This window comes from Phyllobacterium endophyticum, assembly GCF_003010935.1.
Classification (GTDB): Bacteria; Pseudomonadota; Alphaproteobacteria; order Rhizobiales; family Rhizobiaceae; genus Phyllobacterium; species Phyllobacterium endophyticum.
The window spans coordinates 1,215,066-1,232,403 of sequence record NZ_PGGN01000002.1 but is presented as its reverse complement, the minus strand read 5'-3'; the positions used below and the strand labels follow the sequence as shown (position 1 = coordinate 1,232,403).

The window sequence follows — 17,338 nt, the reverse complement described above, 5'->3', positions numbered from 1 at the left end:
CAAATTTGAATTTCAATTTTAACTTTCAATCATTTGAAATGTCGTGTAGTGTCGTCAGATGCCGAGAAAAACACCGAGAACGTCACCCGGCCGTCGCGAAGACGGCGCCACAACAAAAGCTCAGATATTGGAGGCCGCCGGCGGCGTTTTCGCCGAAAAAGGTTTTGACCGTGCCACCGGCAAGGAAATTGCCGAGCGGGCAGGGAGCAACTCTGCTGCTGTAAACTACTACTATGGCGGGATCGAAGGTCTTTATACCGCAGTGCTCATTGAAGCTCATCGCAGGCTCCTGACCTATGACAAGCTCGTCGCCCTGGCAGAAGGGCCGGGAGACGCTGTTGGCAAGCTGGAAACGCTCATCGGCCAGATCGCGCGTACGATCATCGGCCCGGCATCGTCCTCCTGGGCGCTGCGTGTTCTCAGCCGCGAGATTCTGTCCCCCTCACCGGCATTTCCCGCGTTGGTGCAGCAGGAAATCCTGCCCAAAAAGCTGGTCGTGACCGGCATTATCGGGGAGATGCTCGGCCTGGCGCATGACGATCCCGTCGTCACCCGCTGCGCGTTGAATATCATTGCACCCTTCGCCATGTTGCTGGTCGGCAATAAACAGATATTCACCCGCATCCTGCCGGGAATAAACTCCGGCGGGCTCGAGGCGCAGGAAGCGATGGTCCAACATTTTCAGCGCTTTGCCATTGCCGGATTGATGGCAACGGCAACAGCGCTCCAGTCAGACAATCACTGAGGTCGGTCTTTGGAAGAATTCAGATAGGGGTCACTGGGGATCGTGAAAGCGGGCTTGTCTGCCTGCTTTTTTGCTTTGGCGATTGCTTCCCGCAACATCTGCCATTCTCTTTCATGGCGCTGGTAAACATCCTGCGGAACAGTTTGTATCGTCATGTGGGGTCTCCGAATGATTGATGGCCCGATAACGATCAGTTAGGAGGAACGTTCCCGCTTCGCCACTCAAGATTTGCAACTGCCATTTACAGTTGCGAATGCAAATGCCAGATCATCTCATGGTGGTGTTGAGCCATACGTCGCGGCGGGTAAGCGGCAGCGCGTGGCCGGAACTTTATTGTTCATCATCAGTTCATCGACAGGGGTGCACCAATGGTTGCACCACTTACAGGAGGCATCAAATGCAAAGAATTCTCTCCGCCGTTTCGGCGCTCATGCTGGGGCTGGCAGTTATTCTGACCTCGGTCGCTTCGTCCTTGGCGGCACCGATATCGCCTCAGCCATTGCAGGTAACGTCCAACGTCGAGAATATTCACCATCGTCGCTGGCATAATCCCCCCGGTCATCGCTATGGCTGGAACCGCAGCCGGCATAGTGAATGGCGCCGTGACCGCGACCGTCGTGACTGGCGCCGCGACCGTTACGATCGCCGTTATTGGGCAGAGCGGCGCGATGATCGTCGCTGGAGCCACAATCGCAGATATTATCGAAGCGGCAGCGGCTACATGGGCGGCAGCGGAAGAAGCCACCAGTAAGACAATTGCGGCGAAAAACACGCAAGGCGGTTCCCCGGAGCCGCCTTTTTCATTGTCTCGGCCTTTTATGTCGGCCTTCGCAACGATTCGTAGCCCACCCGGACCTTCTCCGCTTGCGTCAGCAATTTGTCCTTGCAGGTTTTCGCATCGAAGTCCGCCGGCTGTTTCGGCGATTCTATCACTGCCTTCAACCAGCCGCGTACGGTGCGGTCAGCCTCTTCGGGTGAATTTCCCAGTGATTTCAGGATCGTTTCGCTGCTTTCGATAGCCGAGTAATGCGGTTCCCGCCCGAGCGCATCCTGGCACTGATATGAGACGATCACGAGAGTTCTGGCATTCGCCACGACGCTGCTCTCATTCGATCTGTGGCTGCCCGTTGCCGTGCAAGCCGGCAGAAGCCCCGCCAGAAAAACAATATATATAACTGATGTCCGCATGCCATTCCCCCGATCACCGTCCAGAGGCTAGTCAACCGGCGCGCTGGTGTCGAGGCCGTAATGCGAGAAAGGGCCGAGCAGCGGTGGACGCTGTCGAAGTCGCTGTGCTTGACGGAGCTTACCGCTAGAAGCGGTAGCGGATACCGATTGTGTTGGCGTTCGAACCTTCGCCCATGTCCCCAAACGTCCCGTTAGCTCCGGAACGGTGATGCAACTGCCACGTCAATTCAAGATTGGGAGCGCCGCGCCAGCGCACGGAAAGTTCGGGGCCAAGGAAACCGAGAAAGGACGCATCGCCGTCTCCTCGCCGGGCTTCTCTGCGCTTTTCAATTTCGGTTTCACCCGATACGGCGCTGAAGCCCGCAGTGAATGCCGGTGAGAACAAGAGATCGCCTATGACGAGGCCTTGCTGGCGCACACGTACGCCGGCCCAGGCCTCTCCGGATGTCTCGTCATCTTCGCCAAAGCGAATTGCAACGCCGCCGACACCGCCAAGGACAAAGCCCGCGCCCAGATCATAGAAGTCGCGGCCGTAGGCAGCGCCAAGAATATAGTTGGATGTGTAATCCGCGCCGAAGATCTGCGTTGCTCCGCCAAACGCGTTTTCGACGAATGGCCCGCCAAGAACGGTGATGTCATTCCGCGTTGGCGCCTGCCCCTGTTTGAGGAAAGGGTCTGATGTGGCGAAATATATGAAGGGGGAGTTTTCTGCGGCAGGCGATGGAATGGTCGAGTATCCGTAGCAGGCTGCCGCGACAATGATTGCGACAACCGCCGAATTTTGGTTTTTCATGCTTGCCCCCAGTCCCTCAGGAGAAAACGAATCGAACTTATGATACAAAGAACAGACCCAAAGGGAATCCCCCAGCTTTATCTGTCCTCTGGTGTACACAGGCGCGGCATGATCGACATAAATCTAATTCATTAGAAAGACTTAGCGCCGACTTGCCCCGGGGAACAAGTGTCAGCCGTCTGCGTTGAACCGAAATGATCACTATGGATTTTATTGCCGTAACGATTGAAATCGATGAGACAGGAGAGCTTTGCAATGTAAGTTCCGTTGCGGAAGCCTCCGAAATCCTCCTCCGGAACTGGCCGGTACAACGCGGTAAGGAATTATCGCGAGCACGCCGCGCTTGTCTTGATGCGATCGAAGGCAAAGGGAGCGTGGAGGAGGCGCGGACGGCATTTGTGGCCGCCGCCAAGGAAGCCGGCATACTCGTCTGGAACAGTGCCTGGCAGTTTTAACCCTCATCTTATGGCCCAACGCGTTTTTTGGGCGAAACGGAACAAAATCCTTGCAAACAAAGGGTTTCATCTTTAGTCAGCGTCCTCGGAGAGGTGGCCGAGTGGTCGAAGGCGCTCCCCTGCTAAGGGAGTAGACCCGTTAAACGGTCTCGAGGGTTCGAATCCCTTCCTCTCCGCCACTTAGTTGGCCATAAAATATTGAGATTTCCAAAAAGCATTTTACTCCGTATCAATCCCATTCCTAAGCCCGGCGCGTTGCACTAAGTCCGCGATCTGTCCCAGAAGCAGCGCCGCGGTGGGTTCACCGGTCATGGAAATTGCATCTGCAGCCTTTAGCTGCCGCAGCGCTGATGCTCGGTTTAACAGTTACGTACTTCCTTTATCAGGACCAGTTGATGAGGATGCGCCGTTAAACGGGGAGATAGCAATGATACGCATCAGAGAATTGTTTTGCGCCACCGCCGCGATGGTGTTGGTGGGCATAGGCGCCACTTTCGCCGATACGGCGCCGAAGATGAAAATGACGACTCCGATACCGGACTCGATCATCACTCCGGAGAGCCTGGACACGAGAATCGGCAAGCTGAACTTTTTCGATGGCTTCCCGGATGACGCCACGTCGGAAAAGCTCTACGACAATCTCGATTTCATGCGCGGGGTCGATGCCTTCCTCAATGCCATGCCCGGTGCGTCCGTCGAAGCCTTGCGGGTTGGATTGGCAAGCCAGGGCGCAGACAATAACCAGACCATCCTGATCTTCGAAAACCTGATGGATTCGCATTCGTTGTTCCTGACGGGGAACACCGAAAGCATTTACAATCTGATGTGGCTGGACACGAAGGCCGGCCCACTCGTCATCGAGACGCCGCCCAACATTCTGGGCATGATCGACAACCACTGGTTCGAGTATGTCGGCGATGTCGGCAATGCCGGCCCGGACAAGGGCAAGGGTGGCAAATACCTGCTCTTGCCGCCGGGATATCAGGGCGAGGTGCCCGAAGGCTATTTCGTATTGCGGACGTCAACCTACGGTAACCTGTTCTTCTGGCGCGGCTTCCTTGAAAATGGCAGCACGGCCACGGCCGTCGCAAACACCAGGAAGTTCGCCAAGGTGTATCTTCTTTCCGACGCTGACAACCCGCCGCCGATGAAGATCATCAATACTTCTGGCAAGGAGTACAACACTATTCACGCCAATGACTTTCATTTCTACGAAGAAGTAAACGATATCGTCCAATACGAGCCGAACGAGGCTTATCACCCGGAAGTACTGGGACAACTCGCCTCCATCGGGATCGAAAAGGGCAAACCCTTCGCCCCTGACGAGCGGATGAAGAGAATCCTCACCGAAGCTGTGGCCGTCGGCAATGCGACGGCGCGCACCATCACCTTCAAGACCCGCATGAAGGATGCCTATTATTATCCGGACAGTGCATGGTTTACCGGTTTTGTCGGCGGGAACTACGAGTTCCTCGCGCAGCCCGGCGTGCGGTATCTCGATGCGCGTGTCCTCTTCCACTATTATGCGACCGGCGTCACGCCGGCCATGTCGATCAAGCGTGTCGGCGTCGGCTCGCAATATGCCGGTGCAACGACCGACAAGGACGGCAAGCCGTTCGATGGCGGTAAAACCTACAAGGTGCACCTGCCGCCAAACATTCCGGCGAAGGAATTCTGGTCATTCGTCGCTTACGACAACCAGACGCGCTCGATGCTGCAGACAGATCAGCAGTTTCCAAGCATTGGCAGCGACAAGAAAGATATCGTGGTCAACGCGGACTCATCGGTCGATGTCTGGTTCGGCCCGAAAGCGCCCGAAGGTCATGAGGCAAATTGGGTGCAGACGGTTCCCGGCAAGGGCTGGAACGTACTTCTGCGCCTCTATGGCCCGCTGGAGCCCTGGTTTGACAAGACGTGGAAGCCGGGGGAGTTCGAACTCGTCAGGTAGAACCCAGGTGCTTCCTTTGGCCTGAAACCAATCAAGTCCCGCTTCGGGGCTTGCCGTGCTCTGGAAATCTGTCCGATCGACCAGACTGCGATCGTTTCCACGCTAAATCGGAACTTCTTGTCCAGCGAACACGTTGGTTTCTTACTGCAATGACAAGGAGAATCGTCATGGACTGGAACCGCGTGGAAGGCAATTGGAAGCAGGTCAAAGGTAAAATCAAGGAACAGTGGGGAAAGCTGACCGATGATGATCTGGACGTTATCGCAGGGAACCGCGACCAGCTTGAAGGAAAGATCCAGGAGCGATATGGCAAGGCGAAAGACGACGCCAGAAGAGATGTCGACGACTGGTACAATAGCCAGACATGGTAAACGCCAGTGTGGTAACCACGGCCCGGCGTTCCCGAGAGCGCCGGGCTTGTCTGCCGGACGCCTTGTTCACGCACTACGACGGCTTGTTCCTGCGTCATTACAGATTTAATTTAAATCGTTCTTCCCCGGTAGAGGCAAATTAATCAACAAGTTCGATGATTTCTCGTTAACTATATCGGTTAAGAACCGCGCATTGTCTGTCCACGTATGTTCAAGATGGTTCAACGAAACCACTGAACAATCCACAGGACAGGCGGAACATCATGACCAAACTCTTCACACGTTTCCTGCAAGACGAGAGCGGCGCCACGGCTATCGAGTATGGCTTGATTGCTGCTCTGATCTCCATTGGCATCATCGCTGGTGCGACGTCGCTGGGCGGTAGCGTCAACAATACGTTCAACAGCCTTGGCGGCACGATGGTGAACGCAGCACCCAAGTAGAAATCGATCAAACTGGGGCTGCTACGGCAGCCCCATCTCACCCCGTCCCGGATCCAACGTGCAGGTCGCGCTCCCATCGCCAGCTGCTGTGTAATTTACACTCGTGTTACAGTAACGTAACTTCCCGCGATATTAATGATGGGCATTCTCGCCAGTGCAAAGCTGTGCGGTGAAAACATATCGTCAGCTTGTCTCGTTCGCCACCGAGCCAGCTTGTCTCGTTTGTCGAGTATGGGAGGACGATATGAATTGCACACGTTGTGCGGCCATACTTGCGTTTGTCGCGGCGTTCTCGCTGAGCAACTCGCTGGCAAAGTCTGCCGAGCAATTCGATGACCCGTTGCTAACGACGCCAGCCACCCCCGAAGTCATAGCAAAAGGTCTGGAAGTTGACGGCTATCAACTCGGCGTTTCTGCATACTCCTGGGGCTATCCACTCGTTCGAATGGAAAGGGTGGCAAGGTCGTACTCCGATGTTTCCGGCGGTGTTTCCGCGACCAGCTACCGTGCCCCTTTGAATAAAATCGGCTGGGCGCAAGAGCTTGCGACGCCGTCGGCTAAGGACATGCCCACCGCCAATAACGACACCTACTATATGAGTGCGGTCGTTGACCTGGATCAGCCGTATATCCTCTCGGTACCTGACACCGGAGACCGCTATTATGTCATCAACGTCTTCAACATGTGGCAGGAACTCGAACACTACATCGGTCGACGTACTACTGGAACAAAAGCTGGGCGCTACGTGATCGTTCCTCCCGGATGGACCGGGGAAGTTCCGTCCGATGCACCCCGTCTCGACGTTTCTACCGACAAGGTTTGGCTGTGGGGACGTTTACGGGTCGCACAAGGAGAAGCAGTGGAGCCTGTCCATGCCTTGCAGAAGCAGTTCACTCTGGCACCTGCCAGCGGCGAGGCGAAGTCTGCGGAGCTCCCACCGCTGCCCTCCATTGCTGGCGATGAGCTTGGCTTCTTCAAACATCTTGGCTTCGCGCTCAGGTCAAACACCGCCAAGCCTGCAGATCAGGCCCTGTTTGCGCAATTCGCGCGCATGGGACTGACAGCCGATGGCTTCGATGAAACGAAACTGTCGCCGCAAATGCGCAAAGGTTTGGTTCGGGCCCTCGCTGACGCCCCTTCAATGGTGGTATCGTCGTTCGACAGCACGTCGGAGGTGCGCAATGGTTGGATTTGGGTAAAGGGTCTCGACAGCTTTGGCTTCAACTATCCGATGCGTGCCTTGGTAGCTGGAGCTTATCTCGGTGGGAATGGCGAGAAGGAGGCAATGTATCCGATCCGGTATACCGACGCTGAGGGCAAGGTCCTGAACGGCGCAAACAAGTACGTCATAAAAATGGACGAGCAGCCTCCTGTCGATGCATTCTGGTCGCTGACCATGTACAACGCGTCTGACAAGATGCTCGTCGAAAATCCGATCCAACGGTACAAGGTGGGAACCGACACGCAAGGTCTTAAAAAGGCAGCGGACGGATCGCTCACAATTGCCGTTCAAAACGAAAAGCCTGACGATGCGGACGTAAATTGGCTGCCTGCGCCAAAGGGCGATTTCTACGTCATATTGCGCATGTATCAACCGAGCGACGCAGTTTTAGACGGAACATACCAGATGCCTCAGATGACGAGGGTCAAATAGACGCAAAATCGGAGTGCATGCGATGAATACGACGCCCTTGCGAGTTATGACCGTGTTTGCTTCGCTTGTCATGGCCGTGACCGCTTATGCCCAGGACAACAGCGCGGAGGATCTTGCCAAGAAGTTGTCCAATCCTGTCGCGTCAATGATCAGCGTGCCGTTTCAGTTCAACTATGACAGTGGTTACGGCCCTGACGACGGCGATAAATATTACGTCAATGTTCAACCCGTCATACCGTTCACACTGAACGAGAACTGGAACGTCATCTCGCGCACCATTCTGCCGATAGCCTGGCAGGATGATATCGCCGGACCTTCCGGTGACCAGTTCGGTCTGGGGGATATCACGCAGAGCCTGTTCTTCTCGCCGAAGAAGCCAACCGCCTCGGGCATCATCTGGGGCGTAGGTCCAGTCTTTCTTTTGCCGACAGCTACCGACGATTTGCTTGGCGGCGAGAAGTGGGGCGCGGGACCAACTGCCGTTGTCCTCAAGCAGGATGGACCATGGACCATCGGTGCGTTGACAAACCACATCTGGTCGTTCGCGGGCGATGATGATCGCGAGGACATAAACGCCACTTTCCTGCAGCCATTCATTTCCTACACCACACCCAAGGCCTGGACTTTCGCTCTCAATACCGAAAGCACCTATAATTGGGAGACCGAGGACTGGTCAGTCCCGATCAACTTCATGGTATCCAAGCTTGTGAAGGTCAACAAACAGCCGATCCAACTTTCGGCTGGTGTCCGCTATTGGGCCGATAGCTCCGACAATGGACCGGATGGCTTTGGCGCGCGACTGGCCATCACGTTTCTATTTCCGAAGTAACAAGCATCTATGAACGACCGCTGTTCCGGTCGATCAGAAACGCATGACGACGCCGAAGATCGGCCCTTGCTGGACTATATCATGACAAACTTGTTGGCTGCAGCCCACGTTGGCGCTCACGTCGTTGCAGCGTCCCTGAAGGCAAGCAAGCACTCGGTCATGGTTGAGCTTCCGCCTCGGGGAACTTCCAGCTGCCGTTGAGGATTTCTTCTCGTGGTCGGTAGAGGCGCACCATGTAGTTCCAACCGGAAGATGTAGGCAGGCAGTTGGCAATCTTGTCCTCGCAACCTCCGAATTGAATGACATAGGCGCCTTCAGCGTTGGTCTTCGCGGTAATATTGTTGAGCGTGTATGCTCCTTGCTCATTCTTCTCGTAGAAGCCCTCTTTGTTGTAGACGCTGATCGACCAAAACCCGTCGACAGGCACGTCCTTCAAGTCAAGTTTGTAGATGGTCCTGCCGTCATTCTTGGGAGGCACGAAATTGAGATAGGTTGCATCCTTCGGTGGATTAGCGCCCCAGGCGGATGCAGCGCCGATCAGTCTCTGCACGGGTTCGACCTGGTCCTTTGTCCCGAATGCCTTGGATGTATCTTTGATTGTCGTCGCAAGCACGAGGAGAGCTTCTCGAATCTTCTTCTGGCTTTCAGCATCCCACTTGGGAACGGCGAACTCACCGGGACCGTTGGGCTGCTCGACCTTGATACCGTCCTGTAGCCCATGCGCAGCTGTCATATCGTCCGGATTGTTCGGATCCACCAGCGTGCGGACAGCCGTCAGAACATAACGAGTGCCGACGTCTTCCCGCGTGATTGTCAGGTTGGCAGGCGCATAAACGGCCGGAGGCGTGTAGTGATCTTCTGTTATGATTTGCAGTGACATGAAGCGCTTCCCAGCGTCGGGAAGAGTGACGGTGACCGGTCCGGCGTCGAGGTCAAAAACAGCGGCGGAATAGAGGGTGTCGCGATTTTGCCGGATGACGTGCTGGTCATCGATCGGCGACAGTTCGCGTCTGTGAAAGAATTTGCCGAAAGCCTTGTCTTGCAAGGCTACTGCTGTGAAATACAGGTCGGACTCTGCCCGGACAAAGTTCTCGACAGTCACGGGCACCGTATCCGCTGCAATGCCGGGGACAGCGAAGGCCAGTGAAAGTGTAATGCCAAGCACAACCGGATTTAGCCTATTCATCATTAGCCTCCATGAATCTCGCGTTCAGTTCCATTTGCGTAAGGACAATGGACAGTTCTTGTTCAAACCCTTCAGTTCATCTGGTCGTGGATTGTTACGGCTGGTGGGCGACCTTCTCGACGTCCGGCAGCACCCATGTCTTCTCGAACAGAGCCTTTGTTGGCGCATAGAGCCGGAACATCAGTTCGAAACGGCGCTGATCGTCCGTTGGGATCCAATTGGCATCCTCGCCCTCGGGAGCTTTGGGTCCCAAGAAAATATCGACCGAACCATCGGCGTTTTTCTTCAGTTCTGCGACCTGGGATGAGCGGCTGGCGCGAGGCATATTGCGGATCAACGCATGGGTCTCACGGTCATATGCCGTCAGCGACCAGTATTGCTGTACAGGGACATTGGCAGGCACTGTCAATTTATAGGTCTTGGAGCCGTCGAAGCTGTTTCCCTCCTTGTCCTTGATCGACATCAGATAGAACTGCCCTGTTCCCATTCGCTTCAAGCCGACGAAGGCGTAGCTGTAGGCAACGCCGCGCAGATCGACTGGATAGGAGTTCGGTTCGTCGTAGGAGGCTTGTGCACTCTTCACGAGTTCCGGACTTCCGGCATAGTTCCAGCGGCTCTTCTCATAAAATGGAATGAGACCGGTGTCGTATCGCTCTTCCAGCCACTCGCGACCTTCCTGAACCCCGGCCTCGAGCTGTTTGATCATGGGAGCTGTCGGTGCGAAGGATTTGCCTTTTTCGATGCCGACAGATTTCAACTGATCGATCATCGCGCGATCACGCGGCAGCCAGGGCTCACTCTGGACAACCCTGTCGAGCGACTTGAAAAAGCTGGCGTCGTAACGGATCGTGGAATCGAACACGACGTCCTTTGCATCGGTGAAAATGGTTTCGGGAGGGTTTGCCGCTTGCGACAGCGGATAAACCTTCAAGCGCTTCGCGTATTCGACTGATTTGGCTATGTCCGCGTCGCTGTGGCTGGCGAGGTTGGATCGCATCAGTGCGTAGCCGCCGAAAGTATCGGAGTGAAGCGGTATGTAGCCCTCGGGAATCTTTCCGGTATAGTCCGGTGGAAGTACCAGATATTTGCCGCCCTTGCCTTGGTCCGCGCCCGATGGGCCCGCGTCTTCCAGTGCCATTTGCCAAACGTTGACGATATTGCCGTTGATGGAACCGCCTTCCGCGGGTGGAACCTCGATGACAACCGGGCCGATATCTTTCGTGTTCGTGAATGCCATCAAATAGATTGCATCAGGGTTAGGTGTCAGAGTCTGATTGTGCCAGTCGAGCGGCCGCGACCAGTAGAGTATCTCGTTCACCTTACCTTTCGTCTTCGTCAGCATCTCTTGCAGCATCAAGTCATAGTTGACTACCGGAATACCCCAGATTACCGCCTCCACCGCGCGGCGCTCGGTGGTTCGATCGGCCAGTTCACGCGGCGTAAATGCCGTGGCCGGTGATGAAATGAACGCTGATGCGATCAAGGCGATGAGTACTGCGCGCATGTCGTGCCTCGTCAGGTTTGGGAACCGAGAGGATTGCACCCATGCACCAAAAGGGAAGTACGTTACTGAAAATGCAACGTTACAACAGCAGTCCGAGCAGCCGAGGTCCAAGCAGTCTGACGTCGATCGTATGCTGGAAACCTATGCATCCGCACAACTGCTCTGTCGCCAGCCGCTGGCTTGCCCAATTTCGGGTGCCGGGCGCCAGTCGGCGAGCCATCCCGCAATGTGCCTGCATTGCCTCGCTCGACAATTCGAGCTAGGTCCTTTGACTTTCGGCAATAGGCCTTTGGTCCGATTTATCCCGTTCTTCCCAGGAGTATTCTTGAGCATGCCGGCAGCCCCCGCCGGCAGAGCCTGCCGATTGACTGGCTTCTTTTTCACAACAGGCTCATAAGAGCCCGATCTGCCGGTAATTTGCGTTCCAGCAGATCGGGCTTTTCATTATACAAAGCCACGAAAAAGCAGGCGACGCCCGAAAGTCTTCGCAAGCCGCGAACTCCCGCTATTTGCCCGGCCCCTTGTTGCCGCTCTCGAAGCCGCTCCATGTCGAGCCCATGTTCAGCCAGGTGTTCTTCGGCTGTAGTGATTTGAATCCGACACTTCCCGGTGCTAGCGCCGACCCTCGCTCGAAGACGTTCTTATAGAGGATCGTGTTGTACTTGCGCGAACTATACAGGGGCGGGGCCTTGAAGTTTCCGGTGTAGGTCCACATGAGCTGGAATGCGTCGATAAAGCCGAATTTGAGATTGGTGAACCGATTCTGTTCAAAAACCGTCCCGTTGTAATCCGCTCCCCTGTAGCCCCACGATTCGAACTCGACGCCTATATGCGCAAGCCTGCTGAAATCGTTTTTCCGGTATATGTTGCCGAGGCCGCCCCAGACACCCTCGACGCCTGAATCGGTGAAGGTCGTACCGACATAAAGGCCGCTATTGCTATCGGTGACATTATTGTTGGAATATTGCAGGAAGTACGGGCTCAACCCGTTCGCCGAACTCAAGGCGACGGTCATCATGCCGTGGCGCATCTGCGAAATGTTGTTGTGGTCGACGACCGCATCGTAGACATTGCCGTAGAGAAGGACGGCGGTAGAGTCGGAATCGTGCTTGAAGTAGCTCGGGCGGCCCTGGAAAGTATTATTGTATATCGCGACCTGCGAAGCTGCCGACGCAAGCGCAAAGCGGCTCGATCCGTCGGGGATGATGTTCCAGGCCTTGTCCAGGCTCGCCGTGTTCTCGCTCACCGAGGCGATGCGGCGGTGCTGCCCTGCGCCTCTGCCGCCGACGATGACCAGATCCTTTCCTCCAGCCTCCTCGGGAATGGACAGGGAGGAGAATGTCACGGTGGTAGCGGAGGCTGTCTTGAACCCCTCCTGCAAATCGCTGCCGACCATTTCGAAACAGATCTGTTCACCCTTGTTGCAATCCACCTTCGAGCAGTCGTGCGGGGCAGCCTGGTGCGAGACATTGTCTCCCCAATACATGTTGCGCATACTGCCATGATGGCCTTGCGCGACGAAAAACCGGCCGATGCCGTGTCCGTCGTCGCGGTTCTCGTCGGCATTGGCGAGGTCATTGCCAACCATGGAGAATTCGCTCCCGCCCCAAAGCGCGGCCACGGACTCGCCGTACCCCGTCATGCGAAAGCGATTCTTCGTCAGGAATACCTGGCGGCTGCTGCCATAGAAGGAGCCATTCTCTATCAGCTCCGATCCCTCGATATAGAGGCCGGAGGCGCTATGCGCTTCCAGCGCGGGTACTCCCCAAGCCCTCAGCCGCATCGATTGCAGGCGGAGGTTCGAGACCGAGGGGATCCACAGCAGCGGCTTCGTACCGGTATTGCCATTGGCGTTGAGCGTGAGGTTTTCGAATTGCGCACTGTGATCGGCGTTGTCGATCATGCTGTTGTCGATGCTCGTGTCCAGCCGGATTTCGGTCGCGTCCATGCCATCTCCGAGCCAGCGGACATTGCTCGGCGCTTTAAGGACCGAGTTGACGAGATAAGTCCCGGCCGGGAAGTGGACAGTCGCAGGAGCTGCGGTCTCCGCCGCCGTCAATGCCGCCTCGATGGCCGCCGTATCATCGGTTGCTCCATCGCCCTTGGCGCCGAAGTTTTTCACGTCGAGGCGTTGCCGGTCCTGGCCTGCCCAGGGCGATTTGCCTGCAATTGCCAGGGGCAAAGGGCCACTCCAGCCGAAGCTGCCGCCATGCCCATTGAGCACCCATACCTCATGCGGGCCCTCGGAAAGGTCAGGAACTTTGAAGTCCACCTTGAAAGGATTGACCGAAACCGGCGTCACATAGCGGCCTTCACGATCCCCGGACTTGATATAAATGAACGACACCGATGTCCCGTTGGATTTCGCCAGGTTGCGGCCATGGAGCGAAATCGTTGCACCGGGGACTGCGTTGTCTGGTCCCAGCCACCAGGCTTCCGTCCGGTTGACGGCGAAGGCCGCGCCGCCATTTCCATCGTGCACGGGTCTTATCAGGTACATCGACCAGGCGGGGATTTCGTTCGGCAAAAGAACAGTCGCCGTGGTGTCGTCGGCGCGCAGGGGCCGGATCTGGACCACTGATCCTTCTTTACCGGACGGGTCTTGCGAAAAGACATCGAAGCTGGTGGCTCCATCGAGATCGATACCTGTCATCGTCACTATCTCGTCGCGGTCCGCCGTTCTTGAAATTTCGGCGATCGCCGGGGAGGAGGGACTTATAGGGAAGACGGGTGGATCGAAGGCATCTGCACCCGGTGGCAGCTCTGGCTCGGGTATTGGTACCGGGAAGCCGAAATCGGCGGGCTGGGCTCGCTCATCTGCCTTGGATATCTCCGGCAAGAGCGCCGAGCCGATCGAGATGGCCATAAATAGGGCGAGAAGCTTCGTACATCGGCTCATGCCGTTGACCTGTCGGTGAAATTCGTCGGAATTCAAGTCATGGCGCGGCGCAGCGTGAAGATCAATCTATCCGAATAGCCTATGCCAGCCCGATCCGTTTTGCACCTTGCCTGAACACGGCCTCGGTGTCGGGTGTGAACTGGAACGTCGCAAGAAAATCATTCACGGAGTAGTGGGGAAGCGTCTTGCGTATGGAGGCGGCAAAGGCATTCGCCTCGTCGATCCTCCCGGCCAATGCCAGGCAGTGAGCAGCTATGGAAAGGATGATGGCGTGGGCGTTGGGCCGGGCAGCGGCCCTCAGTGCCCATTCAGCCGCTTCATCGAACTGGCCAAGGCGCACGTGGGCCATGGCTCGCGCGCCCAGCATGCCGAACAGCAGCGGATCGACCGGGCTCAAATGGCGAGAGTGGTCGGACGATCCAATGGCTGCCGTCGGATCGCCGGACTGTGACTGAACGAAGGAGAGGGCGTAGTGACCCAGCGCGAAATTGGGACTGAGTTCCACTGCCCGTTCCAGTTCGCCAAGTGACTCGTCCTGGCGATGGCGCAGCCACAGGGCACGCCCCATGGCCCAATGCGCGGCGGGATTGTTGTCGTCGACCAGAAGGCTCTGGCCGGCAGCATGGTAGGCGCGATCGCTTTCCTTCTCGTAGTCGCCCCACCTTTGGAATGCGTTCTGCCAATGGGTGAAGGACAGGCCGGCGTGGGCTCGGGCAAACGTCGGGTCGAGCCGCACTGCCACCCCGAAAAAGTGCTGCGCCAGTTCGTTCTCCTGCCGCGTAAACCTGTACATGTGCCAGAGACCGCGGTGGTAGGCCTCCCAGGCATTCAAGGAGTTCGGCGTCTTGAGGATCGCGCGATTGCGTTCAACCATCTCGATCTCGCTTGAGATCGATGAAACTATCCTGTTGCCGATCTCGTCCAGAACCAGAAATGTATCGTCCAGCTTGTGATCGAAGACCTCTGCCCAGACGATGCGTGCCGTCCGTACCTCCACCAGCTCAACGCGCACAAGAATGCGATGCAACTGATACCGAACGGTTCCACTGGCGACATAGTCGACGTTCAGGCGTCGGCCCGCGTCTTCAGGGCCGATATTGCGCTCGGCGAGAGCGAAGACCGAACCTCGCGCTATGACGAAGAAGCTCTTCAACCGGGCGAGGCGCGTGATGATGTCGTGGGTCAGCCCATCGGCAAGCCCGCCCCGTTCTCCTTCGCTGTTCGCCTCGAGCATGAATGGCATGACCGCAAGCGAGGCGTGCGCAGCAGGGCCGCTCTCGCTGGCAACAAGTTCGACACGCGGGGTAGCTGGAATTTGAACATGGTCTGGAATGACAAGCGTGCCCCGTCGTGCGTTCCTGATCGCGGGCCACGCGTCCCGTATGGAACTGAAATCCAGCCCTTCCGAGTGGAACAGCTTCGCCGCAGTAGCAAGGTGTTCTTCGCAATCCGCCATCTGGCCGCGCGAGGCAAGCGTGGTCAGCAGTGCCAGATGGGCGCGCTTGTCGAATGGTGCAAGCTCGACCCATGAATTGAGTATCGAGCAGATTTCGTCCGAGCCCGCCGGCAGCTTGCTGGCGAGATGTTCAAGCACTGCAGCATGACAGGACCGGAACCGCCGTCGCTGAGCAATAAGCCACTGGTTGAAATGCGGACTGCGATCGATCTCCAGCCCGTCAAGGAAGTCGCCCGCGAAAAGCCTCGAAAGCTCTCGCAGCTGTGGCACGTCCAGCGTCTCGATTCCCGCCTCCGCGGCCGCAGCGATCTGAATGGCATCGACGGAACAGTTTCCAAGCTCGAGCCGCACCGCGTCTCCGGAGGTCTCGATCCTGTGTCGCCCGGGTTCATCGAGAAGGGCGCGAAGTTTGCTCAGACACCACCGCAATTCACCCCGGGGATCGTTGGGCACATCCCACAGGAGGTCACAAAGGCGGCTGCGGCTGATTGCATGCGGCGTCAGCGCCAGATAGGCAAGAAGGGCGCGGACCTTGCGAGATCCTGGAAGTTCGAGCGTGGAGCCATTCTGCACAATGCTCAGGGGCCCGAGCATCCGCACGGAAAGGCCGGTACAAACACCGTTCAAAGCTCCCGATGCAGATTCCACGTGCGTTTCCACGCTTGTTCCCACGATCATCCCACGTCTTTGTTCTACCATGGAAATAGAAAATTTGCATCGGGGCAGCAGTGCGCCCGGTGCGTATCATTAATTCGAGAGGGAGAAACTTCATGACGATACAATCTAAAATCCGGACTTCGAATGGGCGGGGGCGCCTTTTTGACAGCATTCTTGACACGATCGGCGACACGCCAGCGGTAAGGATCAACAATCTTGCGCCAGACCACGTCACGATTTACGTCAAGGCCGAATTCTTCAATCCAGCCTCGTCCGTGAAGGACAGGCTTGCGCTCAACATCATTGAAGAGGCCGAGCGCAATGGCACCCTGAAACCGGGCCAGACCGTCGTGGAGGCAACCAGCGGCAATACCGGTATCGGTCTTGCGATGGTCTGTGCCCAGAAAGGCTATCCGCTGGTCGTCACGATGGCTGACAGCTTTTCCATCGAACGTCGCAAGCTCATGCGCATGCTGGGCGCGAAGGTCGTCTTGACCCCCCGCGCGCAAAAAGGTTTCGGCATGTACCAGAAGGCCGTCGAGCTTGCGGAGATGAATGGCTGGTTCCTCGCCCGCCAGTTTGAGACGGAGGCGAACGCCGATATTCATGAGGCAACGACTGCGCGCGAGATCATCAATGATTTTGCCGGATCGCGCCTCGATTATTTCGTCACCGGCTATGGAACCGGCGGGACTGTTTCCGGCGTTGGCCGTGTCTTGCGCCGGGAGCGCCCGGAGACGCGCATCGTCCTCAGCGAGCCGGCAAATGCGCAGCTGCTCGGCAGCGGCAAGGTTCAGGTGCGGGGGGCAGGCGGAGCACCGGCTGCCAGTCATCCAGCCTTCGAACCCCATCCGATCCAGGGTTGGACACCGGATTTCATACCGAATGTCTTGCAGGAAGCGATTGACCACAAGCTCTATGATCAGGTGATGCCCATCGCCGGGCCTGAGGGCATCAAGTGGGCGAGGGCGCTGGCGCAAAAGGAGGGCATGTTCACGGGCATTTCTGGTGGAGCCACCTTTGCTGTCGCGCACAGCATTGCCGAAACGGCAGCCGCTGGTTCCGTGATCCTGTGCATGCTTCCCGATACCGGCGAACGTTATATGACGACGCCGCTCTTCGAGGGGATCGAAACCGAGATGGATGAAGAGGAGAAGGCGCTTTCGCGCTCGACCCCCGGTTTCCAGTTCGCTGCCGAATAACCGGAGCC

The 17,338-nt window shown here is 56.8% G+C and carries 16 protein-coding genes and 1 tRNA gene; 10 read left to right on the top strand and 7 right to left on the bottom strand.

Annotation, left to right across the window (positions count from 1 at the left end):
• The first annotated feature begins 58 nt into the window (after nt 1-58).
• Nucleotides 59-745 (top strand): CerR family C-terminal domain-containing protein, encoded by a 687-nt coding sequence (locus CU100_RS14095; RefSeq protein WP_106717147.1) that lies wholly within the window; start codon nt 59-61, stop codon nt 743-745.
• On the opposite strand, the gene CU100_RS26885 is transcribed toward CU100_RS14095, so the two are convergent.
• Entirely contained in the window at nt 739-900 is a 162-nt protein-coding gene (locus CU100_RS26885) for a hypothetical protein (protein ID WP_170113821.1), read from the bottom strand. The two genes, CU100_RS14095 and CU100_RS26885, sit on opposite strands and share 7 nt — an antisense overlap.
• Nucleotides 901-1,142: 242 nt before the next feature.
• Here CU100_RS26885 and CU100_RS14090 point away from each other — a divergent pair, with 242 nt between their 5' ends.
• Entirely contained in the window at nt 1,143-1,496 is a 354-nt protein-coding gene (locus tag CU100_RS14090; RefSeq protein ID WP_106717146.1) for a hypothetical protein, read from the top strand.
• 65 nt (nt 1,497-1,561) lie between these two features.
• On the opposite strand, the gene CU100_RS14085 is transcribed toward CU100_RS14090, so the two are convergent.
• Both CU100_RS14085 and CU100_RS14080 read right to left on the bottom strand, forming a co-directional pair.
• Nucleotides 1,562-1,933 (bottom strand): hypothetical protein, encoded by a 372-nt coding sequence (locus CU100_RS14085; protein WP_106717145.1) that lies wholly within the window; start codon nt 1,931-1,933, stop codon nt 1,562-1,564.
• A gap of 124 nt (nt 1,934-2,057) precedes the next feature.
• Complete coding sequence (locus CU100_RS14080) at nt 2,058-2,726, bottom strand: hypothetical protein (protein WP_106717144.1); 669 nt, start codon at nt 2,724-2,726, stop codon at nt 2,058-2,060.
• Nucleotides 2,727-2,920: 194 nt separating this feature from the next.
• Here CU100_RS14080 and CU100_RS14075 point away from each other — a divergent pair, with 194 nt between their 5' ends.
• The 7 genes from CU100_RS14075 to CU100_RS14045 all read left to right on the top strand — a co-directional run bounded on the left by CU100_RS14075 (nt 2,921) and on the right by CU100_RS14045 (nt 8,426).
• Nucleotides 2,921-3,181 (top strand): DUF982 domain-containing protein, encoded by a 261-nt coding sequence (locus CU100_RS14075; protein WP_106717143.1) that lies wholly within the window; start codon nt 2,921-2,923, stop codon nt 3,179-3,181.
• An 87-nt stretch (nt 3,182-3,268) separates the two neighbouring features.
• Nucleotides 3,269-3,360: transfer RNA gene (locus CU100_RS14070), tRNA-Ser, on the top strand.
• 248 nt (nt 3,361-3,608) lie between these two features.
• On the top strand, nt 3,609-5,129 hold the full coding sequence (locus CU100_RS14065) for a DUF1254 domain-containing protein (protein WP_106717142.1): 1,521 nt from the start codon (nt 3,609-3,611) through the stop codon (nt 5,127-5,129).
• A gap of 167 nt (nt 5,130-5,296) precedes the next feature.
• The gene (locus CU100_RS14060; RefSeq protein WP_106717141.1) at nt 5,297-5,500 is read left to right on the top strand and encodes a CsbD family protein; all 204 of its coding nucleotides are present in this window, start codon (nt 5,297-5,299) and stop codon (nt 5,498-5,500) included.
• Nucleotides 5,501-5,763: 263 nt separating this feature from the next.
• Entirely contained in the window at nt 5,764-5,943 is a 180-nt protein-coding gene (locus CU100_RS14055) for a Flp family type IVb pilin (RefSeq protein ID WP_106717140.1), read from the top strand.
• Nucleotides 5,944-6,187: 244 nt separating this feature from the next.
• Nucleotides 6,188-7,597, top strand: a complete 1,410-nt coding sequence (locus tag CU100_RS14050; protein WP_106717139.1) for a DUF1254 domain-containing protein — start codon at nt 6,188-6,190, stop codon at nt 7,595-7,597.
• Between the two features lie 22 nt (nt 7,598-7,619).
• The gene (locus CU100_RS14045; protein ID WP_106717138.1) at nt 7,620-8,426 is read left to right on the top strand and encodes a transporter family protein; all 807 of its coding nucleotides are present in this window, start codon (nt 7,620-7,622) and stop codon (nt 8,424-8,426) included.
• 157 nt (nt 8,427-8,583) lie between these two features.
• Here CU100_RS14045 and CU100_RS14040 read toward each other — a convergent pair whose 3' ends face one another.
• From CU100_RS14040 to CU100_RS14025, 4 genes are all read right to left on the bottom strand, one after another.
• Nucleotides 8,584-9,615, bottom strand: coding sequence for a DUF1254 domain-containing protein (locus CU100_RS14040; protein ID WP_245419004.1), 1,032 nt, complete (start codon nt 9,613-9,615; stop codon nt 8,584-8,586).
• A gap of 91 nt (nt 9,616-9,706) precedes the next feature.
• On the bottom strand, nt 9,707-11,116 hold the full coding sequence (locus CU100_RS14035) for a DUF1254 domain-containing protein (protein WP_106717136.1): 1,410 nt from the start codon (nt 11,114-11,116) through the stop codon (nt 9,707-9,709).
• Nucleotides 11,117-11,621: 505 nt separating this feature from the next.
• A complete protein-coding gene (locus CU100_RS14030) occupies nt 11,622-14,015 on the bottom strand; it encodes a glycosyl hydrolase family 28-related protein (protein WP_245419003.1) in 2,394 nt (797 codons plus the stop codon).
• Between the two features lie 79 nt (nt 14,016-14,094).
• Complete coding sequence (locus CU100_RS14025; protein ID WP_146141848.1) at nt 14,095-16,149, bottom strand: transcriptional regulator; 2,055 nt, start codon at nt 16,147-16,149, stop codon at nt 14,095-14,097.
• Between the two features lie 92 nt (nt 16,150-16,241).
• Between CU100_RS14025 and cysK the strand changes: the two genes are divergently transcribed.
• Nucleotides 16,242-17,330 carry a cysteine synthase A gene (gene cysK / locus CU100_RS14020; RefSeq protein ID WP_106717134.1) on the top strand — a complete coding sequence of 363 codons (1,089 nt, stop codon included), beginning with the start codon at nt 16,242-16,244 and terminating at the stop codon, nt 17,328-17,330.
• Nucleotides 17,331-17,338 lie beyond the last annotated feature (8 nt).